Annotated in this window: 17 protein-coding genes; 8 read left to right on the forward strand and 9 right to left on the reverse strand. The window is 73.1% G+C overall.

Features of this window, described 5'->3' with window-relative positions; translation table 11 throughout:
- Positions 1–196: 196 nt before the first annotated feature.
- The 3 genes from ABZ490_RS38705 (at position 197) to ABZ490_RS38715 (ending at position 3,857) form a co-directional block, all read left to right on the forward strand.
- Positions 197–1,273, forward strand: coding sequence for a substrate-binding domain-containing protein (locus tag ABZ490_RS38705; protein WP_359001501.1), 1,077 nt, complete (start codon positions 197–199; stop codon positions 1,271–1,273).
- A gap of 278 nt (positions 1,274–1,551) precedes the next feature.
- Positions 1,552–2,697, forward strand: a complete 1,146-nt coding sequence (locus ABZ490_RS38710) for a sugar ABC transporter permease (RefSeq protein ID WP_359001620.1) — start codon at positions 1,552–1,554, stop codon at positions 2,695–2,697.
- 146 nt (positions 2,698–2,843) lie between these two features.
- A complete protein-coding gene (locus ABZ490_RS38715; RefSeq protein WP_359001504.1) occupies positions 2,844–3,857 on the forward strand; it encodes a sporulation protein in 1,014 nt (337 codons plus the stop codon).
- Positions 3,858–3,887: 30 nt separating this feature from the next.
- Here ABZ490_RS38715 and ABZ490_RS38720 read toward each other — a convergent pair whose 3' ends face one another.
- The 4 genes from ABZ490_RS38720 to ABZ490_RS38735 form a co-directional block, all read right to left on the reverse strand.
- Positions 3,888–4,277 carry a luciferase family protein gene (locus tag ABZ490_RS38720; RefSeq protein WP_359001507.1) on the reverse strand — a complete coding sequence of 130 codons (390 nt, stop codon included), beginning with the start codon at positions 4,275–4,277 and terminating at the stop codon, positions 3,888–3,890.
- A gap of 82 nt (positions 4,278–4,359) precedes the next feature.
- The gene (locus ABZ490_RS38725) at positions 4,360–5,343 is read right to left on the reverse strand and encodes a transporter (RefSeq protein ID WP_359001510.1); all 984 of its coding nucleotides are present in this window, start codon (positions 5,341–5,343) and stop codon (positions 4,360–4,362) included.
- Positions 5,340–6,254 (reverse strand): ABC transporter ATP-binding protein, encoded by a 915-nt coding sequence (locus tag ABZ490_RS38730; protein WP_359001513.1) that lies wholly within the window; start codon positions 6,252–6,254, stop codon positions 5,340–5,342. The genes ABZ490_RS38725 and ABZ490_RS38730 overlap by 4 nt, the downstream gene beginning before the upstream one ends.
- Entirely contained in the window at positions 6,251–6,643 is a 393-nt protein-coding gene (locus ABZ490_RS38735; protein ID WP_359001518.1) for a GntR family transcriptional regulator, read from the reverse strand. Before ABZ490_RS38735 ends, ABZ490_RS38730 begins: the two co-directional genes overlap by 4 nt.
- Before the next feature lie 185 nt (positions 6,644–6,828).
- On the opposite strand from ABZ490_RS38735, the gene ABZ490_RS38740 reads away from it, so the two are divergent.
- The 3 genes from ABZ490_RS38740 (at position 6,829) to ABZ490_RS38750 (ending at position 8,271) form a co-directional block, all read left to right on the forward strand.
- Positions 6,829–7,281 (forward strand): hypothetical protein, encoded by a 453-nt coding sequence (locus ABZ490_RS38740; protein ID WP_359001521.1) that lies wholly within the window; start codon positions 6,829–6,831, stop codon positions 7,279–7,281.
- Between the two features lie 151 nt (positions 7,282–7,432).
- A complete protein-coding gene (locus ABZ490_RS38745; protein ID WP_359001524.1) occupies positions 7,433–7,933 on the forward strand; it encodes a DUF6232 family protein in 501 nt (166 codons plus the stop codon).
- Entirely contained in the window at positions 7,930–8,271 is a 342-nt protein-coding gene (locus ABZ490_RS38750) for a hypothetical protein (RefSeq protein ID WP_359001527.1), read from the forward strand. Before ABZ490_RS38745 ends, ABZ490_RS38750 begins: the two co-directional genes overlap by 4 nt.
- A gap of 9 nt (positions 8,272–8,280) precedes the next feature.
- Here ABZ490_RS38750 and ABZ490_RS38755 read toward each other — a convergent pair whose 3' ends face one another.
- Together ABZ490_RS38755 and ABZ490_RS38760 are read right to left on the reverse strand one after the other, a co-directional pair.
- The gene (locus tag ABZ490_RS38755; protein WP_359001530.1) at positions 8,281–9,006 is read right to left on the reverse strand and encodes a TIGR03943 family protein; all 726 of its coding nucleotides are present in this window, start codon (positions 9,004–9,006) and stop codon (positions 8,281–8,283) included.
- Entirely contained in the window at positions 9,003–10,004 is a 1,002-nt protein-coding gene (locus tag ABZ490_RS38760; RefSeq protein ID WP_359001533.1) for a permease, read from the reverse strand. The genes ABZ490_RS38755 and ABZ490_RS38760 overlap by 4 nt, the downstream gene beginning before the upstream one ends.
- A 200-nt stretch (positions 10,005–10,204) precedes the next feature.
- On the opposite strand from ABZ490_RS38760, the gene ABZ490_RS38765 reads away from it, so the two are divergent.
- Positions 10,205–12,064, forward strand: a complete 1,860-nt coding sequence (locus ABZ490_RS38765) for an NAD-binding protein (protein WP_359001623.1) — start codon at positions 10,205–10,207, stop codon at positions 12,062–12,064.
- A gap of 70 nt (positions 12,065–12,134) precedes the next feature.
- On the opposite strand, the gene ABZ490_RS38770 is transcribed toward ABZ490_RS38765, so the two are convergent.
- A complete protein-coding gene (locus ABZ490_RS38770; RefSeq protein ID WP_359001536.1) occupies positions 12,135–13,949 on the reverse strand; it encodes a prolyl oligopeptidase family serine peptidase in 1,815 nt (604 codons plus the stop codon).
- Between the two features lie 172 nt (positions 13,950–14,121).
- Between ABZ490_RS38770 and ABZ490_RS38775 the strand changes: the two genes are divergently transcribed.
- Entirely contained in the window at positions 14,122–14,943 is an 822-nt protein-coding gene (locus tag ABZ490_RS38775) for an SURF1 family protein (RefSeq protein ID WP_359001541.1), read from the forward strand.
- Here ABZ490_RS38775 and ABZ490_RS38780 read toward each other — a convergent pair.
- Together ABZ490_RS38780 and ABZ490_RS38785 are read right to left on the reverse strand one after the other, a co-directional pair.
- A complete protein-coding gene (locus tag ABZ490_RS38780; protein WP_359001544.1) occupies positions 14,913–16,058 on the reverse strand; it encodes a hypothetical protein in 1,146 nt (381 codons plus the stop codon). The two genes, ABZ490_RS38775 and ABZ490_RS38780, sit on opposite strands and share 31 nt — an antisense overlap.
- Entirely contained in the window at positions 16,055–16,645 is a 591-nt protein-coding gene (locus ABZ490_RS38785; protein ID WP_359001626.1) for a SigE family RNA polymerase sigma factor, read from the reverse strand. Before ABZ490_RS38785 ends, ABZ490_RS38780 begins: the two co-directional genes overlap by 4 nt.
- Positions 16,646–16,872: the final 227 nt, after the last annotated feature.

A 16,872-nucleotide genomic window follows, 5' to 3' on the forward strand; every position in this document is an offset into this window, starting at 1 on the left:
AGCCTTACAGCAGGAACGCTCCCGCGCGAGAGTGCGAACACATCCGTGCCGTGAATTCGATCTGTCCGGGGGCCTCCGGGTCCGCCCGCACTGTTGAACGCGAAACCGGCAGCTTGGCTACGCTGGTCAGCATGCACCCATTAAGGGCAAACCACAGGAATTCAGGCGGCGCCCGGGGAAGCCGGGGTGGCGGCTGATGGGGCGGGCCTCCCTGGCCGCCGCCGTCGTGGCCGCCCTGGCCCTCGTCGGCGCCTGCGGCGGGGGCGGAGGCGGGGACGGCAAGGACGGCGACCCGACCATCGGACTGCTGCTCCCGGGCGGCGGGGCCTCCCGCTTCGGGCAGTTCGACCGGCCCCTGATCGAGAAGGCGGTCAAGGAGCGGTGCCCGTCCTGCCCGGCGGTCCAGGTCGCCGCCACGCCCGACCCCGCGGTCCAGCGGCAGCAGCTCGAAGCCATGATCACCCGCGGGGTGGACGTGCTGATCGTGGCCGCCGTCGACCCCTCACTGCTGCGGCCGTCGGTCGTGGCCGCGGAGCGGGCCGGCATCCCGGTGGTCGCCTACGACCGGCTCGCGCAGGGCCCGATCTCCGGTTACGTCACCTTCGACGGCGCCGCGGTCGGCAGGCTCCAGGGCGAGGGGCTGCTGAAGGCGATGGGCGCGAAGGCGGACGGCGGGCAGATCGTCATGATGAACGGCGCCACGACCGACCCGAACGCCGCGTGGTTCAAGCAGGGCGCCCTCTCCGTCCTGAAGGGCAAGGTGAAGATCGGGAAGTCGTACGACACCGTCGACTGGCGCCCGGAGAACGCCTTCGTCAACATGCGCGGCGCCATCGCCGCCCTGGGCGCCGACCGCATCGACGGCGTCCTGGCCGCCAACGACAGTCTCGCCGGCGCCGTGATCTCCGCCCTCAACGCCACCGAGGTCCGGCCGCTGCCGCCGGTCACCGGGCAGGACGCCGATCTCGTGGCGGTACGGCGCATCGTCAAGGGCGACCAGTACATGACCGTGTACAAGCCGTACAAGTCCGCGGCCGACGCCGCCGCGCGGATGGCCGTGGCCCTGGGGCGCGGCGAGCCGGTCGGATCCATCGCCACCTCCACCGTGGACAACGCCGGCACGAAGAACGTCCCGGCGGTCCTGCTGCCGTCCGTGTCGGTGACCGTCGGCACCATCAAGGACACTCTGATAAAGGATGGTCTGTACACCGTCGATCAGATCTGTACCCCCGGACTCCGGGCCGCCTGCGCCAGGGCGGGGCTCACCGGATGAGCCCGCGGAAGGAGATGGGCCGTGCCGGTTCAGCCCCTGCCTACGGTGCGCGGCGTCTCCCGGCGGTCCGCCGCCGCCCGGGCCACCGCCCACCGCCCGAACCGCCCCGAGGAGGCCCGGCCGTGAGGGAGCCCACCCCGGGAGTCGACGGCAGCCCGCGCCACGGCGACGCCCCCGACGACGCCCCCGACGCCCCGGACGGCCCGGTCCGGCGGCACAGCGGGTACGGCCGCTACGCCGCCCATCTCACGGCGTACGCCCACTCCGTTCGCCACCGGCTGCGCGAACGCGATCTCGGCCCCGTGCCCGTCCTGCTCTCCCTCGCGCTGACCTGGGCCGTCTTCCAGTCGCTCAACCACAACTTCCTCTCGCCGCGCAATCTGTCCATCCTCAGCGTGGACATCGTCGGGACCGGCATGGTCGCCGTCGGCATCGTGTTCGTGCTGCTGATCGGCGAGATCGATCTGTCGGTGGGCTCGCTCGCGGGTCTGTCCGGGGCCGTGTTCGCGGCGCTCGACGTGAACCTCGGGATGCCGGAGTGGCTCGCCGTGCTCATCGCGCTGGCCTGCGGTGCGGCGGCCGGGGGGCTCCAGGGGTTCTCCTTCGCCAGGATCGGCGTACCGGCGTTCGTCGTCACCCTCGCGGGCCTGCTGGCCTGGAACGGCGTGATGCTCTACCTGCTGGGCACGGAGACCTCCATCGGCTTCAGCGACGAGGGGCTGGTGGCCCAGCTGACCAGCCGCTACTTCGGCGCCGCCGCCGTCGGCTACGGCCTGGCCGCGCTCGCCACGGCCGGGTACCTCGGCTTCTGCCTGCGCGACCGCAGTCGTCGGCGCGCGGCCGGGATGCCGCACCGTCCGGCGGCCGGCATCTGGATCCGTACGGCCCTGCTCGCGGTGGCGACCTTCACCTCCGTCCACGTCCTGAACCGGTTCGAGGGCCTGCCGCTGGCTCTGCTGATCTTCCTCGCGGTGGTCGTGGTCTCGGACGTCTTCCTGCGCCGCACCCCGTACGGCCGCCAGATCATGGCGCTCGGCGGCGGGGTGGAGGCGGCGCGCCGGGCCGGGGTGGACCCGACCCGGGTGCGGATCACGGTGTTCGTGGTGTCGGGGACCCTGGCGGCGGTCGGCGGCCTGTTCATCGCCTCGCGGCTGACGTCGGCGAGCCAGGTGCCGGGCTCCGGGATGCTGCTGATCAACGCCATCGCCGCCGCCGTCATCGGCGGCACGAGTCTGTTCGGGGGACGGGGGTCGACCTGGTCCGCGCTGCTCGGGGTGCTGATCATCCAGTCGATCGCCTCGGGGATGGCGCTGCTGGGGGTCGGGTCGCCGGTCCAGTTCATGATCACCGGTGGGGTGCTCTACACGGCGGTGATGCTCGACTCGCTGACCCGTCGCTCGGCGGAGACCCACGGGCGGGCCTGAGCCCCCGGTGGCGCGGCGCGGCGGCGGCGATTTTCGGTCGATCCCGCCGGACGGGTGAGGACCGCCGTCCCCGGTGCCGCCTCCCGGCCTATGCTGCTTCTACTCTGCTGTAGAAGCTCACTGCACGTGAAGGAGTGGACGCCACGATGGTGTTCAAACGACTGCTCGGCTCGCTCGGCGTGGGTGGCCCCACGGTCGACACGGTCCTCGACCCCGCGCCGGTCCGGCCCGGCGGCACGCTCACCGGGCAGGTCCACCTCCAAGGCGGCAACGCCGACCACGACATCGAGCACATCACCCTGGAGCTGGTGGCCCGGGTCGAGGCCGAGCACGGGGACGGCGAGAGCGAGGGGACCGTCGTCTTCGAGCGGGTCACGGTCGGCGGCGGCTTCCGGCTCGGCGAGGGCGAGCACCGCAGTGTGCCGTTCGGGCTGACCCTGCCGTGGGAGACGCCCATCACCGAGCTGTACGGACAGGCGCTCGGCATCGTCCTCGGGGTCCGCACCGAGCTGTCGGTGGCCGGCGCCAAGGACAAGGGCGACCTCGACCAGCTCACCGTCGCCCCCCTGGCGGCCCAGGAGCACATCCTGGAGGCGCTCGGCGGGCTCGGCTTCGGCTTCAGGTCGGCGGACCTGGAGTACGGCCGGATCGGCGGCACCGGCCAGCAACTCCCCTTCTACCAGGAGATCGAGCTGACCCCGGCCCCGCAGTACGCCCACCGGATCAACGAGATCGAGCTGACCTTCCTCGCGCACCCCGGCGGCCTGGAGATCGTCCTGGAGGCCGACAAGCGCGGCGGCTTCCTCTCCGAGGGCCAGGACGTGCTCACCCGGTTCACCGTCGGGCACCACGACATGCGGGACTGGAACACCGAGGTCGACGGCTGGATCCGGCAGCTGGCCGAGCACCGGGCGTCGTACGGCTCGTACGGCTCCTCGTACGCCCCCTCCCACGACCCGCACCCCTACGACGGCCACGGGCACGACAGCCACGGGCACGACGGGCACGGCGACGGGCACCGCTCCTCCGGCCCCGGCATCGGGACCGCCGTCGCGGCGGGCGCGGCGGGGCTCGCCGTCGGTGTGGTCGGCGGCCTGGTGGCGGCCGAGGTCGTCGACGAGGTCGGGGACTTCTTCGAGGGCGACGACGAAGAGGACTGATCCCCCCTCCGAGCACCCCCTCCGATCCCGCTAGAAGCGCTCGCGGTGGGTGAGCGCCGCCTCCAGCCGGTCGTTGCAGCGGGCGGCGGAGGCGGCGAGGGCGTCCGGCCGTTCCTGGTGGGCCCGCAGGGCGGCGCTCATCAGGGTCATCAGCAGGCTCACGTCCGACTCGCACTCCAGCCGGACGGTCACCCAGTGCGAGCCGGGGACCAGCCGGATCGCCGTCGACCGCCGCAGGTCGCGCTCGTAGTGGCGGATCGCCCGGGCCGTGAGGTGCAGATCGACGCTGCGCTCGGTGTGGAAGTGGGCGATCTCGCCGCCGGCCGCGCCGAGTGCCCGGCCGGTACCGCAACTGGACCGGACCTCCGTGAGGTCCGGCCAACTCGCCAGCTGTGCCAGGGCATGCCAGGCCGTCGTCATACGCCCATCATGGGGCGCTCACCGCACGGACACCAGGGTTTGAGGGAGACGTAACCGGGACGTAGCGTCCCGGCACACGGGCTCAACTCGGCCTGCGCCGCACCCACCAGACGCACAGCCCGGCCAGTGCCAGGGCCAGGGCGCAGTAGAGCCCGGTCTCGGCCCACTGGAGGCGCCAGAAGTGGCCGGCGGGCTGGTACGTGATGCGCTGCCGGTAGTGCAGGTCGGTCAGCGCGCCGAGGCACTCCTCCGGGGGACTCGGCGGGCGGCACGAGGTGACGGACGAGGGCAGGGCGGTCACCGGGTGCCCGGCCGCGTCCACGGTCTCCTGGCCGGTGATCCACGCGCCCGGCCGGTCCAGGGCGAGGCTCAGACCGTCGTCGCCGAGCGTCAGGGCGTGGATCTCCGCGTCGATCTGCACGGTCGCCCGCTCGGCGGGGGCCAGGTGCGGGCGGATCCAGAAGGGCACGGCGAGCTGGACGCCGACGTACAGCCCGAGGGTGGCCGCCATGGCCGGCAGGGTGCGGCGGAACACCACGCCGAGGGTCGCGCCGAGGACGAACGCGAAGGCGGCGCCGCCGACCGGGACGATCCCGCGGGCGGCGAAGACGAGCGGGTGGAGCCGGGGGAGGAAGGTCTCGACGCCCTCGCTGCCGCCGGTCGCCGCGGCCCCGTCGATCGGCCCGGACCACCAGCTCACCGCGAGCGAGCCGAGGCCGGCGACGGTCATGGCGGCCAGCGCGGTGAGGGAGAGCCGGGTGAGCAGCCAGCGGGTGCGGCTGACGGACTGGTTCCAGACCAGGCGGTGGGTGCCGGTCTCCAGTTCGCGGGCGATCAGCGGGGCGCCCCAGAACATGCCGACCAGGGCGGGCAGGACGAGGACGAGCACCAGTCCGCCGTAGTACAGCGCCTGCTCGGTGGCCGAGGTCCGCGCGACGAGGCCCGCCGGGTCCCCGAGACCCGCCAGCCGGGGTCCGGTGACCGCGAGGACGGCGGCGAGCACGGCGAGACAGCCGCCCCAGACCGTGGCCTGCGCTCTCAGTTGACGCCAGGTCAGCCAGGTCATCGCAGCACCTCCAGGGCGGGGCGGGTGTCCCGGACCCGTTCGGCGGGCCGGGCCATGTGGGCGAGGACGATGTCCTCCAGGCCGAGCGGGGCGGCCGTCCAGCCGGGATCGTGGAGCGGGCCGTCGGTGCGGACCACGAGGGTGGTCTGGCGTTCGGTGTGGCTGGCCGTGATGACCTGGACGTCCGACGGGAGGGTGTCCGGTTCGCGGCGCGGGCCGGTGAGCCGGCGGTGACCGGCGAGCAGTTCGTCGAGGTCACCGGCGACCCGCACCCGGGAGTCGACCAGGACGATGACGTGGTCGCAGCAGCGCTCCACGTCCGACACCAGGTGCGAGGAGAGCAGGACGCTCATCCCCTGGTCGGCGACCGCCTCCATCAGGTCCTGCATGAACTCCCGCCGCGCCAGCGGATCGAGGGAGGCCACCGGTTCGTCGAGGACGAGGAGTTCGGGCCGCTTGGCGATGCCCAGGGTGAGCGCGAGCTGGGCGCGCTGGCCGCCGGAGAGCCGGCCGGCCTTCTGCCCGGGGTCGAGGCCGAGGCGCCGTACGCGCTGCCGGGCCAGCCCGTCGTCCCAGCCGGGGTTGAGCCGGGCGCCGAGCCGCAGATGGTCGGCGACGGTCAGGCCCGCGTACACCGGGGTGTCCTGGGCGACGAAGCCGACCTTGGCGAGCTGCGCGGGGCTCCCGGCGGGCCGGCCGCCGCACACCTCGACCGTGCCCTCGGTGGGCGCCAGCATGCCGGTGGCCAGATGGAGCAGGGTGGACTTGCCCGCCCCGTTGGGGCCGACCAGTCCGACGACACGGCCGGCGGGCACGTCCAGGTCGCAGTCGCGCAGCGCCCAGCGGCGGCGGTATCTGCGGCCCAGCCCCTGGGCCCGTAAGACGGATCCGGCGCTCACGCGTGCACTCATGCGACGTCCTCCCCCGCGGCGTTGCGGAACGTGCTCAGGAACAGGGCCTCGATGGACTCCTCGTCGAGTCCGGCCAGGCGGGCCTTGGTCAGCCAGCGGCTCAGTTCCTGGCGGAGCGGGCCGTGCGCGGCGAGCGAGGCGCCGGCCAGGGTGCGGGTCACGAACGTGCCCACGCCCGGCCGGGCGGCCACCAGCCCCTCGTGCTCCAGCTCCCGGTACGCCTTCAGCACGGTGTTGGGGTTCACCGCCGTCTGCCGGGCCACTTCCTTGACGGTCGGCAGCCGGTCCCCCTCCTTCAGCAGGCCCAGCCGCAGGGCGTGCCGCACCTGCTGGACGAGCTGCTGGTAGGGCGAGAGACCGGACTGGCCGTCGAGGTGGAACTCGATCATTCGGTTCCTCCGTCCACTTAGTCCATTCATCTAGTTGGCTAGCACTTTAGTGCACTCAGACGATCGGAGGTCAATAGCGGAGGTCAACGGCGGAGGTCAGCAGCGGGGCGTAACTGAACGGCCGAAGACCGGTGTTCGTACTCCTGAGGGACCGATCCGATCCCCCAGTCGCGTACGGAGTCCCGATGCACCGTCACGTCCGTCGTCCCCTCGGTGTCCCGGTGGCCGCACTCACCGCGGCGGCGCTGCTCGCCGGGTGCGGCGGCGGCTCGGGGGACGGGGGCGAGGAGCGCACGGCAGCCACGAAGAGCGCGGCACCGACCGCCCGCCCCATGACCCTGGAGGCGCTGGGCAAGGCCGTCGGCTGCACGACGGCTCCCCAGGAGGCGGGCAAGACGCTCGACTTCCGGCAGGGCGTGTGCAAGTCGGCGGACGCCCAGTTCGTGCTGCTGACCTTCGACACGACCGAGGGCCAGCGCGGCTGGCTCGACACGGCGATGATCTACGGCGGGGTCTATCTCGTCGGCAACCGCTGGGTGCTCTCGGCCGATCCCCGCACGGAGATGGAGAAGCTGCGCGGCGAACTCGGCGGCAAGATCGAGGAGTCACCGTACGGCGCGAGCCCCTCGGCCTCCTGAGACCGCCGAGTCGGCCAACTCGGTCATCGGCGTCCCCCGAGATGCCCGAATGAATCAGTTTGAGTGAATAACTGGCAAATGCCGTAGGCCGGTTGCGCCCGCCCCTACTGTCCATCCAGTCGCCGCCATCACCGAACAGAGGAGGCCGGCTGTGGTGCAAGTACGGGTCAACGAAGGTGTGCTGTGGGTGGAGGGAGAGGCCTACCCCCTGCGCAACATCTCCCATGTCGGCCAACGGGTCCTGGAGGTCGACCGGCGCGCGGCCTGGAAACGGTTCATCCAGCGCTCCCTCGTCTGCCTCTTCTTCGGCTCGGTCATCGGGGCCGGCGCGGGCGCCTACGGCCTGATCGTCTGGCTCGCCGTGCAGGGCCTCCTGGTCTGGCAGCTCGTCAAACTCCTCAACAAGCCGACCCTGTACGGCCTCGTCCTCAACACCTCCGGCACCCAGCGCGACGCCGTGTGGTCCACGGACCGCAACGAGATCACCTACCTGGTCGGCGAGATCACCAAGGCGATCGGCCACCCGGACATCGCGCAGATCACCTACAACGTGCAGCACGCCGTGCACGGCGACATCATCAACCAGTACGGCGACAACAACGTCGGCAAGAACCAGCACAGCGGTTCCGGGAACATCGTGGGGTCGCGATGAGCGGCGACCAGATCCGGCAGTACGGCTCCGGCAACCTCGGCAAGGTCGTCCACAGCGGCTCGGGCGACATCGTGACCGGCGGCAAGTACACCGCCGCCGGCCCGGACGCCCACGCGGCCGCCCTCGACACCCTCCTCACCGAACTCCAGGCCCTGCGCCACCACCTGGACGCGGGCCGGCGCGCGGAGGTCGACGCGGCCGTCCGGGAGATCGGCACCCACCCGTCCGGCGAGGGCCTGCGCCGGATCCTGGAGCGCATCGCCGGAATCGCCGCGGTCCTCGGCACGGTGGGCACCCCGGTCGTCACCGCGGTGATGGCCCTGATGGGCGGCTCGTGAGGCGGTCCGTCAGTTGTTGTACGACTCGTCGTAGGGGTCCCGCGGTTCCGGTGTCGGGGTGGCCTTGGTGATGTTCAGGTAGGGGATGGGGCCGTCGTTGACGGGGTCGTGGGTCCGGCGGGGGGTGTAGGTGCCGGTGACGGTGAGCCAGGTGTCGGGCTGGAGGACCGGGGGGATCGCGCCGGTCAGGGCGACCTTGACGGGCTGGGCGTCCGCGGCGCAGCAGTTGAGGGCCATACGGACCAGGTAGGGGGTGCCGTCGTGGTCGAGGGCGATGAAGCCGGTGAGCCGGACGGTGCGGCCCTCCAGGGTGCGGCCGTGGTCGTACACCGCGCGCCCCGCGTAGTCGACGAGACCGAGGGGCAGCGGGTCGGTGGCCGGGAGGGCCGGGTAGGCGAGGGGCTCCTGGAGGGCCGTGCCGGTACGGGTCGCGCTGTAGGAGCCCAGGGCCGGCGGGGCGACCAGGATCAGGGCGAGGAGGGGGAGGACGAGGAGCCAGGAGATACGGGGTTCGGGGTGCGCGTCGTGCCCGTCGTGCTCCTCCTGCTCCGGCCTCCCTCCGCGCCACTCGTACCAGGCCGTCGCCAGCGCCGCGACGATCAGGACCGCGCCGGAGGCCAGCAGCAGCGGTTGCAGACCGGCCTTGACGTAGCGGAGGTAGAGGTCGGTGGTGCCGGCGTGCAGGAGGGCCGCGCCGAGGAGGAACAGGACGGCGGCCTGGGACTGTCGGTTCACAGCAGGACCGCTCCTGTCAGTACGGCCGAGGCGATGGCCAGGACGAAGGTCATGGGGGCGAAGCGCAGCGCGAAGGTCCGGCCGAAGGTGCCCGCCTGCATCGCGAACAGCTTGAGGTCGATCATCGGGCCGACCACCAGGAACGCGAGCCGGGCCGTCAGGGAGAACTGGGTGAGGGACGCGGCCACGAAGGCGTCCGCCTCCGAGCAGATGGACAGGATCACCGCGAGCAGCGCGAGCGCCAGGACCGCGACGACCGGGTTGCCGGCCGCCGTCCGCAGCCAGCTCTCCGGCGCGACCGCCTTCAGCGTGGCCGCCGCCATCGCGCCCACCACCAGGAAGCCGCCCGCGTGCATCACGTCGTGCCGCACCGAGTCCCAGAACGCCGCGCCCTTGGTCTGCCCCTCGTGATGCGCGTGCGCCGGGGGCCGCATCCAGTCCGTGCGGCCCACCCGCTGCCACAGCCAGCCCATCGCACACGCCACGAGCAGGCTCGCGGCGAAACGGGCCAGCACCATCTCGGGGTTGCGGGGGAAGGCCACGGCCGTCGCGGTCAGCACGATCGGGTTGATGGCCGGGGCGGAGAGGAGGAAGGCGAGGGCTGCGGCCGGGGTCACGCCCCGGCGGACCAGCGCCCCCGCGACCGGCACCGACGCGCACTCGCAGCCCGGCAGGACCGCCCCCGCCAACCCCGCGACCGGGACGGCCAGCGCGGGACGGGAGGGCAGCGCCCGGGCGAAGAACGACGGCGGGACGTACACCGCGATCGCCGCCGACAGCAGCACGCCGAGCACCAGGAACGGCAGGGCCTGGATCACGACCGCCACGAACACCGTCGTCCAGCTCTGCATCACGGGCGCGGACAGGGCCCGCCGGATCGGGCTCTGGAGCAGCACCAGCAGGAGCAGGAGCAGGGTCAGCGCGAGGGGGGAGGTCAGCCGCCGGGGCTCCTCGGCCGGGGCCGCCTTCTCCTCCGGGGCCGCCTTGGTGATGGCCACAGGTCTGGCACCTCCGCGTTCCGTGCTGTTCTGGCTGATCCCTGTTTCCCGCATTCCCTCCCCTTTTCTACGGCGGCGGGCGACCCGGTGTTCACAGCGGGGCCCCGTCCCGTGGAACCTCCCGTCCCGGTGAGGCAGTCTTCTCCCTCGTGGGGAGCGTTCCGAATCAGGGCAGGGCGACGGGTGACACCGGCGCGCACATGGTGGTGTGCGGCGACGACGGGCTCGCGCACCGGCTCGCCGCCGAACTGCGGGGGGTCTACGAGGAGCAGGTCACGCTCGTCGTACCGCCCGCCGAACGCTCGGTGCGGCCGCCGGTGGTCGGGCGGGCCCGCGCGGTGTCCGCGGCGCTGCTCGACCGGGTGGTGAGCGCGGCGGTCAGCCGGGCCGCGGGCAACGGCACGACCCCCGCCACCGGTGAACCCGGCGACGGACAGCGGACGCTGGAGGCCGTCGAACCCACCGAGGCGGTGCTCGCCGAGGCGGGCGTGGAACGGGCCGCCGCGCTGGCCCTCGTGTACGAGGACGACGAGACCAACATCCGCGCGGCCCTCACCGCCCGCCGTCTCCACCCCCATCTGCGGCTCGTCCTGCGCCTGTACAACCGCCGGCTGGGCCTGCACATCGAGGAACTCCTCGACCAGGCCGCCGCGTTGGCCGGCGGTGGCGGTCCGGCGGCCGGGAGCGACGCCTCGACCACCGTGCTGTCCGACGCCGACACCGCCGCGCCCGCGCTGGCCGCGTCCGCCGTCGCCGGCACCACCAAGGTCGTCCAGACGGACCGGCTGCTGCTGCGCGCCGTCGAACGCGCCCCGGATGAGCCCGCGAGCGGGCGCCCCACCCTCGCGCTGCTGTCCGCGAACGCCGCCGACCCCGCCTTCGCGGACGGTTCGGAGAGCAGCGGGGAGCAGGGGCCGCTGCTGCTGCCGGACGCGCGGGCCGTGCGGGAGGCGGCCGGGCGGCGCGGATCGGTGGAGCTGGAGCAGGTGACGTACGCGACCCGCCCCGCCCCCCAGACGAGCCGTGGTCTCGGGGCGATGGTCCCCATCGGCATCCTCTTCTCCCGGCGGCTGCGGCTGTCGCTGGCCGGCCTCGTGGGGTGTGTGTTCGCGCTGGCGGTGGCGTTGTGGGTGGTGACCGGGATCCATCCGCTGGGCGCGCTGTATCTGACCCTGCTGGACCTGTTCGCGATCAACGACCCGGCGATCGGGGCGAGTACGGCCCGTCAGGTGCTGCAACTGCTCTCCGGGCTGATGGGGTTGCTGCTGCTGCCGGTGCTGCTGGCGGCGGTGCTGGAGGCGCTCGGGACGTTCCGGGGCGCAGGGTCGCTGCGGCGGCCGCCGCGCGGGATGGGCGGCCATGTCGTGCTGCTCGGGCTGGGGAAGATCGGCACCCGGGTGCTGGTGCGGCTGCGGGAGCTGAACATCCCCGTGGTGTGCGTGGAGGCGGGTCCCGAGGCGCGCGGGCTCGCGGTGGCGCGGCGGCTGCGGGTGCCGGTGGTGCTGGGGGACGTCACCCAGGAGGGGGTGCTGGAGGCGGCCAAGATCCACCGGGCGCACGCGCTGCTCTCGGTGACCAGCTCCGACACGACGAACCTGGAGGCCGCGCTGTACGCCCGCACGCTGCGGCCCGATCTGCGGGTGGTGCTGCGGCTGTACGACGACGACTTCGCGACCGCCGTGTACCGCACCCTGCGGGCCGCGCACCCCCAGGCGCTGACCCGGAGCCGGAGCGTGTCGCACCTGTCGGCGCCGTCGTTCGCCGGGGCGATGATGGGGCGCCAGATCCTGGGGGCGATCCCCGTGGAGCGCCGGGTGCTGCTGTTCGCGGCGCTGCGGGTCGGCGAGTGCGCGCAGTTGTCGGGCCGGACGGTCGGGGAGGCCTTCCGGCCCGGGCTGTGGCGGGTCCTGGCACTGGACACGGGCGAGGGCGGCGACGGGCTGGTCTGGGACCTGCCCGACACCTATGTCCTGCGGAACGAGGACCGTGTGGTCCTGGCGGCGACCCGGCGAGGGCTGGCGGAGCTGCTGGGGAGGCGGCGCCGGACGACAGAGCGGTAGGCGACCTGCCCGAAGGGGCGTGGGGAACCGCGCGACCAGCCCCCACGCGCCCGCCCCCGGCGACGCACCCTTACTTCACGTGCCTCTCCGCGAACTCCAGTTCCAGCCGCACCTGCTTGATCCGCTCGTCCACGACCAGTGACCCGTGCCCGGCGTCATAGCGGTACACCTCGTGCACGGCCCCCCGGGCCTCCAGTCGCTTCACGTAGTTGTCGATCTGGCGGATCGGGCAGCGCGGGTCGTTGACGCCCGCCGAGATGTACACCGGTGCCTTGACGTCGTCGACGTACGTCAGGGGCGAGGACGCCTCGAAGCGGTCCGGCACCTCCTCGGGGGTGCCCCCGAGCAGCGTGCGGTCCATCGCCTTCAGCGCCTCCATCTCGTCGTGGTACGCCGTGACGTAGTCCGCGACCGGCACCGCCGCGATGCCGACGGCCCACGCCTGCGGCTGGGTGCCGAGGCCGAGCAGGGTGAGGTAGCCGCCCCAGGAGCCGCCGGTGAGGATCAGCCGGGCGGGGTCGGCGAGTCCCGAGCCCACCGCCCACTGCCGTACCGCCTCGATGTCCTCCAGCTCGATCAGGCCGACCCGGACCTTCAGGGCGTCCGTCCAGGCCCGCCCGTATCCCGTCGAGCCGCGGTAGTTGACGCGGATCACCGCGTACCCGTGGTCCACCCAGGCCGCCGGGGCCGCCGCGAACGCGTCGCTGTCGTGCCAGGTCGGACCGCCGTGGATGTCGAACACGGTCGGCAGCGGTCCGGTCGCGCCGGCCGGCTTCTGGACCAGCGCGTGGATCCGGCCGCCGGGGCCCTCCACCCACACGTCCTCCACGGCGACCGAACCCGGGGACTTCATCCCGGGCGGGTCCAGGACGACCTGCCCGGTCGTCGAGCGGACCACCGGCGGCTCGGCGGCCGAGGACCACAGATACTCCACGCTGCCGTCCGGCCGGGCCGTCGCCCCGGAGACCGTGCCGCGCGGGGTCGGCACCCGCTCCAGGGAGCCGCCCGCGAGGTCGTACCGGAACAGCTCGCTGCGCGCCTCGAAGCTGTGCGCGACGAGCAGCCCGGAGCCGTCCGGGTACCACTCGGCGCTGACGTCGCCCGGCAGGTCCAGCGCCAGGTCGGTCTCCTCGCCCGTGGCCACGTCCCAGACCAGCGGCTCCCAGCGGCCGCGCCGCTGGTGCCCGATCAGCAGCCGGGTGTCGCCGTCCACCGGGGCGAAGCCCAGGACCTCCAGGCCCAGCTCCTCCGTGCCGCCGTCGGTGTCGTCCAGCTCGGCGACCTTCGTGCCGTCCGGGCGCAGCACCCGCAGCGCGGAGTGCATCGCGTCGCCGTGCTCGGTGTGCTCGATCGCGATCAGTGTGCCGTCGTGGGAGAGGTCGCCGACGCCCGCCGACTCGCGGTGCCGGTACAGCTCGAAGGGCGCCTCGCCGACCCGCGCCACATGGATCGTCGTGCCCTCCTCGTCGGTCGAACGGCCCACCACCGCCGTCCGCCCGTCGCGGCCGAGCGCGAGGCCCGCCGGGTACGAGGGGTCGAGGCCCGGCGTGGCCAGCTCGTCCTCGCCGCCCTCGAAGGGCTGCCGGCGCCAGACGCCGAACTCGTCGCCGTCCTTGTCGTCGAACCACCAGATCCACGCGCCGTCCGGGGAGAGCACGCCGTCCGTCGTGCCGTTCGCCCGTTTCGTCACCTGCCGCTGCTCGCCGGTGGCCCGGTCCCAGGCGTACAGCTCATACGTACCCGTCGCATTGGAGACGAACAGGGAACGGTCAGGCGTGTCCTCCGCCCAGTCCGGCAATGACACCCTGGGCGCCCGGAAGCGCTTCTCCCAGTCCGGCATCTCCTCGTACCGCCCCGGCGCGGCGGACCCGTAGCTCTCAGTCATGGACCCATACTGCCCGCCCTCGGTGACAAACGACCGCCGCGGAGCCCGGCCTGTGGATAACCTTTACATCCGCGCAGGTCAGGCGAGTGTCGGTGGTGACTGCAACGACCGGCGGGAGCGGGGTGCCCACCCCGCGCCCGGGCGCCGGGGCCGTGCCACGTACGGTGGTGGCGTGTACCGGTTTCTGCTGACGCCCCGCTGGTGGGGGATCAACGTCTTCGTGCTGCTGGCCATCCCCTTCTGTGTGTTCATGGGGTCCTGGCAGCTGAGCCGGTTCGAGGCGCGGGTCGACGACCACCGGACGGCGAAGGCGCGGGCCGAGACCGACCGCGAGGAGGCGGCCCGGCCGCTCGCCGAGCTGCTGCCCGTGGACAAGGCGACCGTCGGCAAACAGGTCACCGCCACCGGCCGGTACGGCAAGCAGCTGCTGGTCCCCGGCCGGGAGCTGGACGGGAAGAACGGCTACTACGTGCTGACCCTGCTGCGCACCGACGGCGGCGAGGCCCTGCCCGTCGTCCGCGGCTGGCTGCCCGGCACGGCGGACGCCGCGAAGGCCCCCGCACCGCCCTCCGGCGAGGTCACCGTGACCGGCTCCCTCCAGGCCTCCGAGCAGCCCGGCGACAACGGCGTGAGCGCCCGGGGCGGCCTGCCGTCCGGGCAGACCTCCGCGATCAGCGCCGCGTCGCTGGTCAACCTCGTGCCGTACGACGTCTACGACGCCTGGGTCACCCTCGACACCGCCGACGGCGGCATGAAGGCGGTGCCGGTGAGCGCGACCGCGAACACCGGCCTCGACCTGAAGGCGTTCCAGAACCTGGGCTACACCGGCGAGTGGTTCGTCTTCGCCGGGTTCGTGGTGTTCATGTGGTTCCGGCTGCTGCGCCGCGAGGTGGAGTTCGCGCGGGACGCGGCCCTCGGGATCGCTCCCGAGGAGACCGCGCCCTCCGGCGCTCGGGCCTCCGCTCAGGAGGGCGCCAGCACGCCCGTCCGGTAGACCGTGCCCGCGCAGGCGTTCGGCACGGTCGCCGAGACCGTCGTGGTCCCGTCGTCCGCGGTGTAGGTCACGACCACACTGCCGTCGGCGGTGCCGTCCTCGGTGAGCAGCTGGGTGGTGGTGCCCGCGGAGGTGTCCCCGGTGGTACCGGACTGCTCGGTCGGCGTCGGGGAGGGCGAGGACTCGCCTCCGGTGCTGCCGCCGGTGCCGCCCGTGGTGGGACAGGTCTCGGTCGGCTGCCAGGCGAACTTCACCTCGTAGGCGGACCCCGGCGCGAGGGCGTACTGGGTGACGTAGAGGGAGGGGTCGGGCAGGCCGGCCGCCGCGTCGCCGGAGGCGTGCTGCACCACGGTGATCTTCGTGGGGTCGGCGGCGCCCTGGGCGGCCGTGCCGAGGGTGACGGCGCCGGCGACGGTACAGGCCGTACCGGAGACGTTGGCGACGCGGAAGGTGCCGTAGACGATCCCGGCGGAGTCGGCGCCCGCGACGTTCGCGGAGGTGGAGCCGAGCTGGGAGGCGGTGCAGGCGGGGGCGGCCTGGGCGGTGGAGGTGGAGGCCTCGCTGCCGCTGGAGGCGCCGGTGCTGCCCGCGCCCTTGGTCTCACCGGAGTCGGTGCTGCCGCTCTTGCCCTGCTCGCCGGTCTTGCCGGCGGAGTCGCCGACCTTGCCGCCGGTGGTCCCGTCGGGCTCCTTGCCCTGGCTGGTGCCGCCCTGGGCCTGGGAGGCCTGCCCGGCGATGGCCGGGTTGGCGTCGGAACCGCCCGCGGCGGAGACGTGCAGCACGGCGGGGACGGCGGTGCAGACGAAGAGCGCGGCGGCGGCCATGCCGACGGCGGCCTGCCGCTTGCGGGCACGGCGGGCGGGGACGGCCCGGCGCAGATGGTCCAGGCTGCCGTCGCGCGGTTCCATCTCCCGGACCGCCTGGTGCAGCATCCGGCGCAGTGCCAGCTCGTCCGAGTCGAGCCCGCCCTGGCCCTGGTCGTCGAGGTGGTGGTTCACGGTTTCGTTCCCAGCGTGCGAGTGCTTCGGATCGTCGGTCTCCGGCCGCATCGGCTCGTGCCATGCGTACGGCTCGTGGCGCTCGTGCGCGTCGCGGCCCTCGGGCTCGTCGTTCACGCCGCCGCCTCCATCGCGATGCGCAGGGCGGCTATGCCGCGGGAGCCGTACGCCTTGACCGAGCCGAGGGAGATGCCGAGGGTCTCGGCGACCTGGGCCTCGGTCATGTCGGCGAAGTAGCGCAGCACGAGGACCTCGCGCTGGCGGCGCTGGAGGCCCTTCATGGCCTTGATGAGGGAGTCGCGCTCCAGCTGGTCGTAGGCGCCCTCCTCCGCGCTGGCCATGTCCGGCATCGGCTTGGACAGCAGTTTCAGTCCGAGGATGCGGCGGCGCAGGGCGGAGCGGGAGAGGTTGACGACGGTCTGGCGGAGATAGGCGAGGGTCTTCTCCGGGTCGCGGACCCGTTTGCGCGCGGAGTGGACCCGGATGAAGGCCTCCTGGACGACGTCCTCGCAGGAGGCGGTGTCGTCGAGCAGGAGGGCGGCGAGTCCGAGCAGCGAGCGGTAGTGGGCCCGGTAGGTCTCGGTGAGGTGGTCGACGGTGGTACCGGCGGCCACGGCGTTCTCGGCGGCGGGCTGCTCGGCGCCGTCACGCTGGCTGGGGATGCGGGTGGGCCGCGCTGCGGGCATGGGCGCGATCACCGGCATGCCGCCGGGCGCCCCGGCGACCCGGGGCCGGAGGACAGCGCGCGTCCTGGGAAGTTCGAGTACCTCTGCCACGCCAGTTGGACACACGTCCCCCTGTGGAGGTTGTACGTGCCGGGCGTCACTTTTCCGTCGGACGAGGCCACGCCTACCCGTCTCATGTGTCCCGCTCTTCCCTTGTATCCCATATGAACGGGCGTCCCCACGCCCGGATCACGGCGTCCCCACGC

Origin of the sequence: Streptomyces sp. NPDC005811, from assembly GCF_040630405.1 — a bacterium.
Classification (GTDB): Bacteria; Actinomycetota; Actinomycetes; order Streptomycetales; family Streptomycetaceae; genus Streptomyces.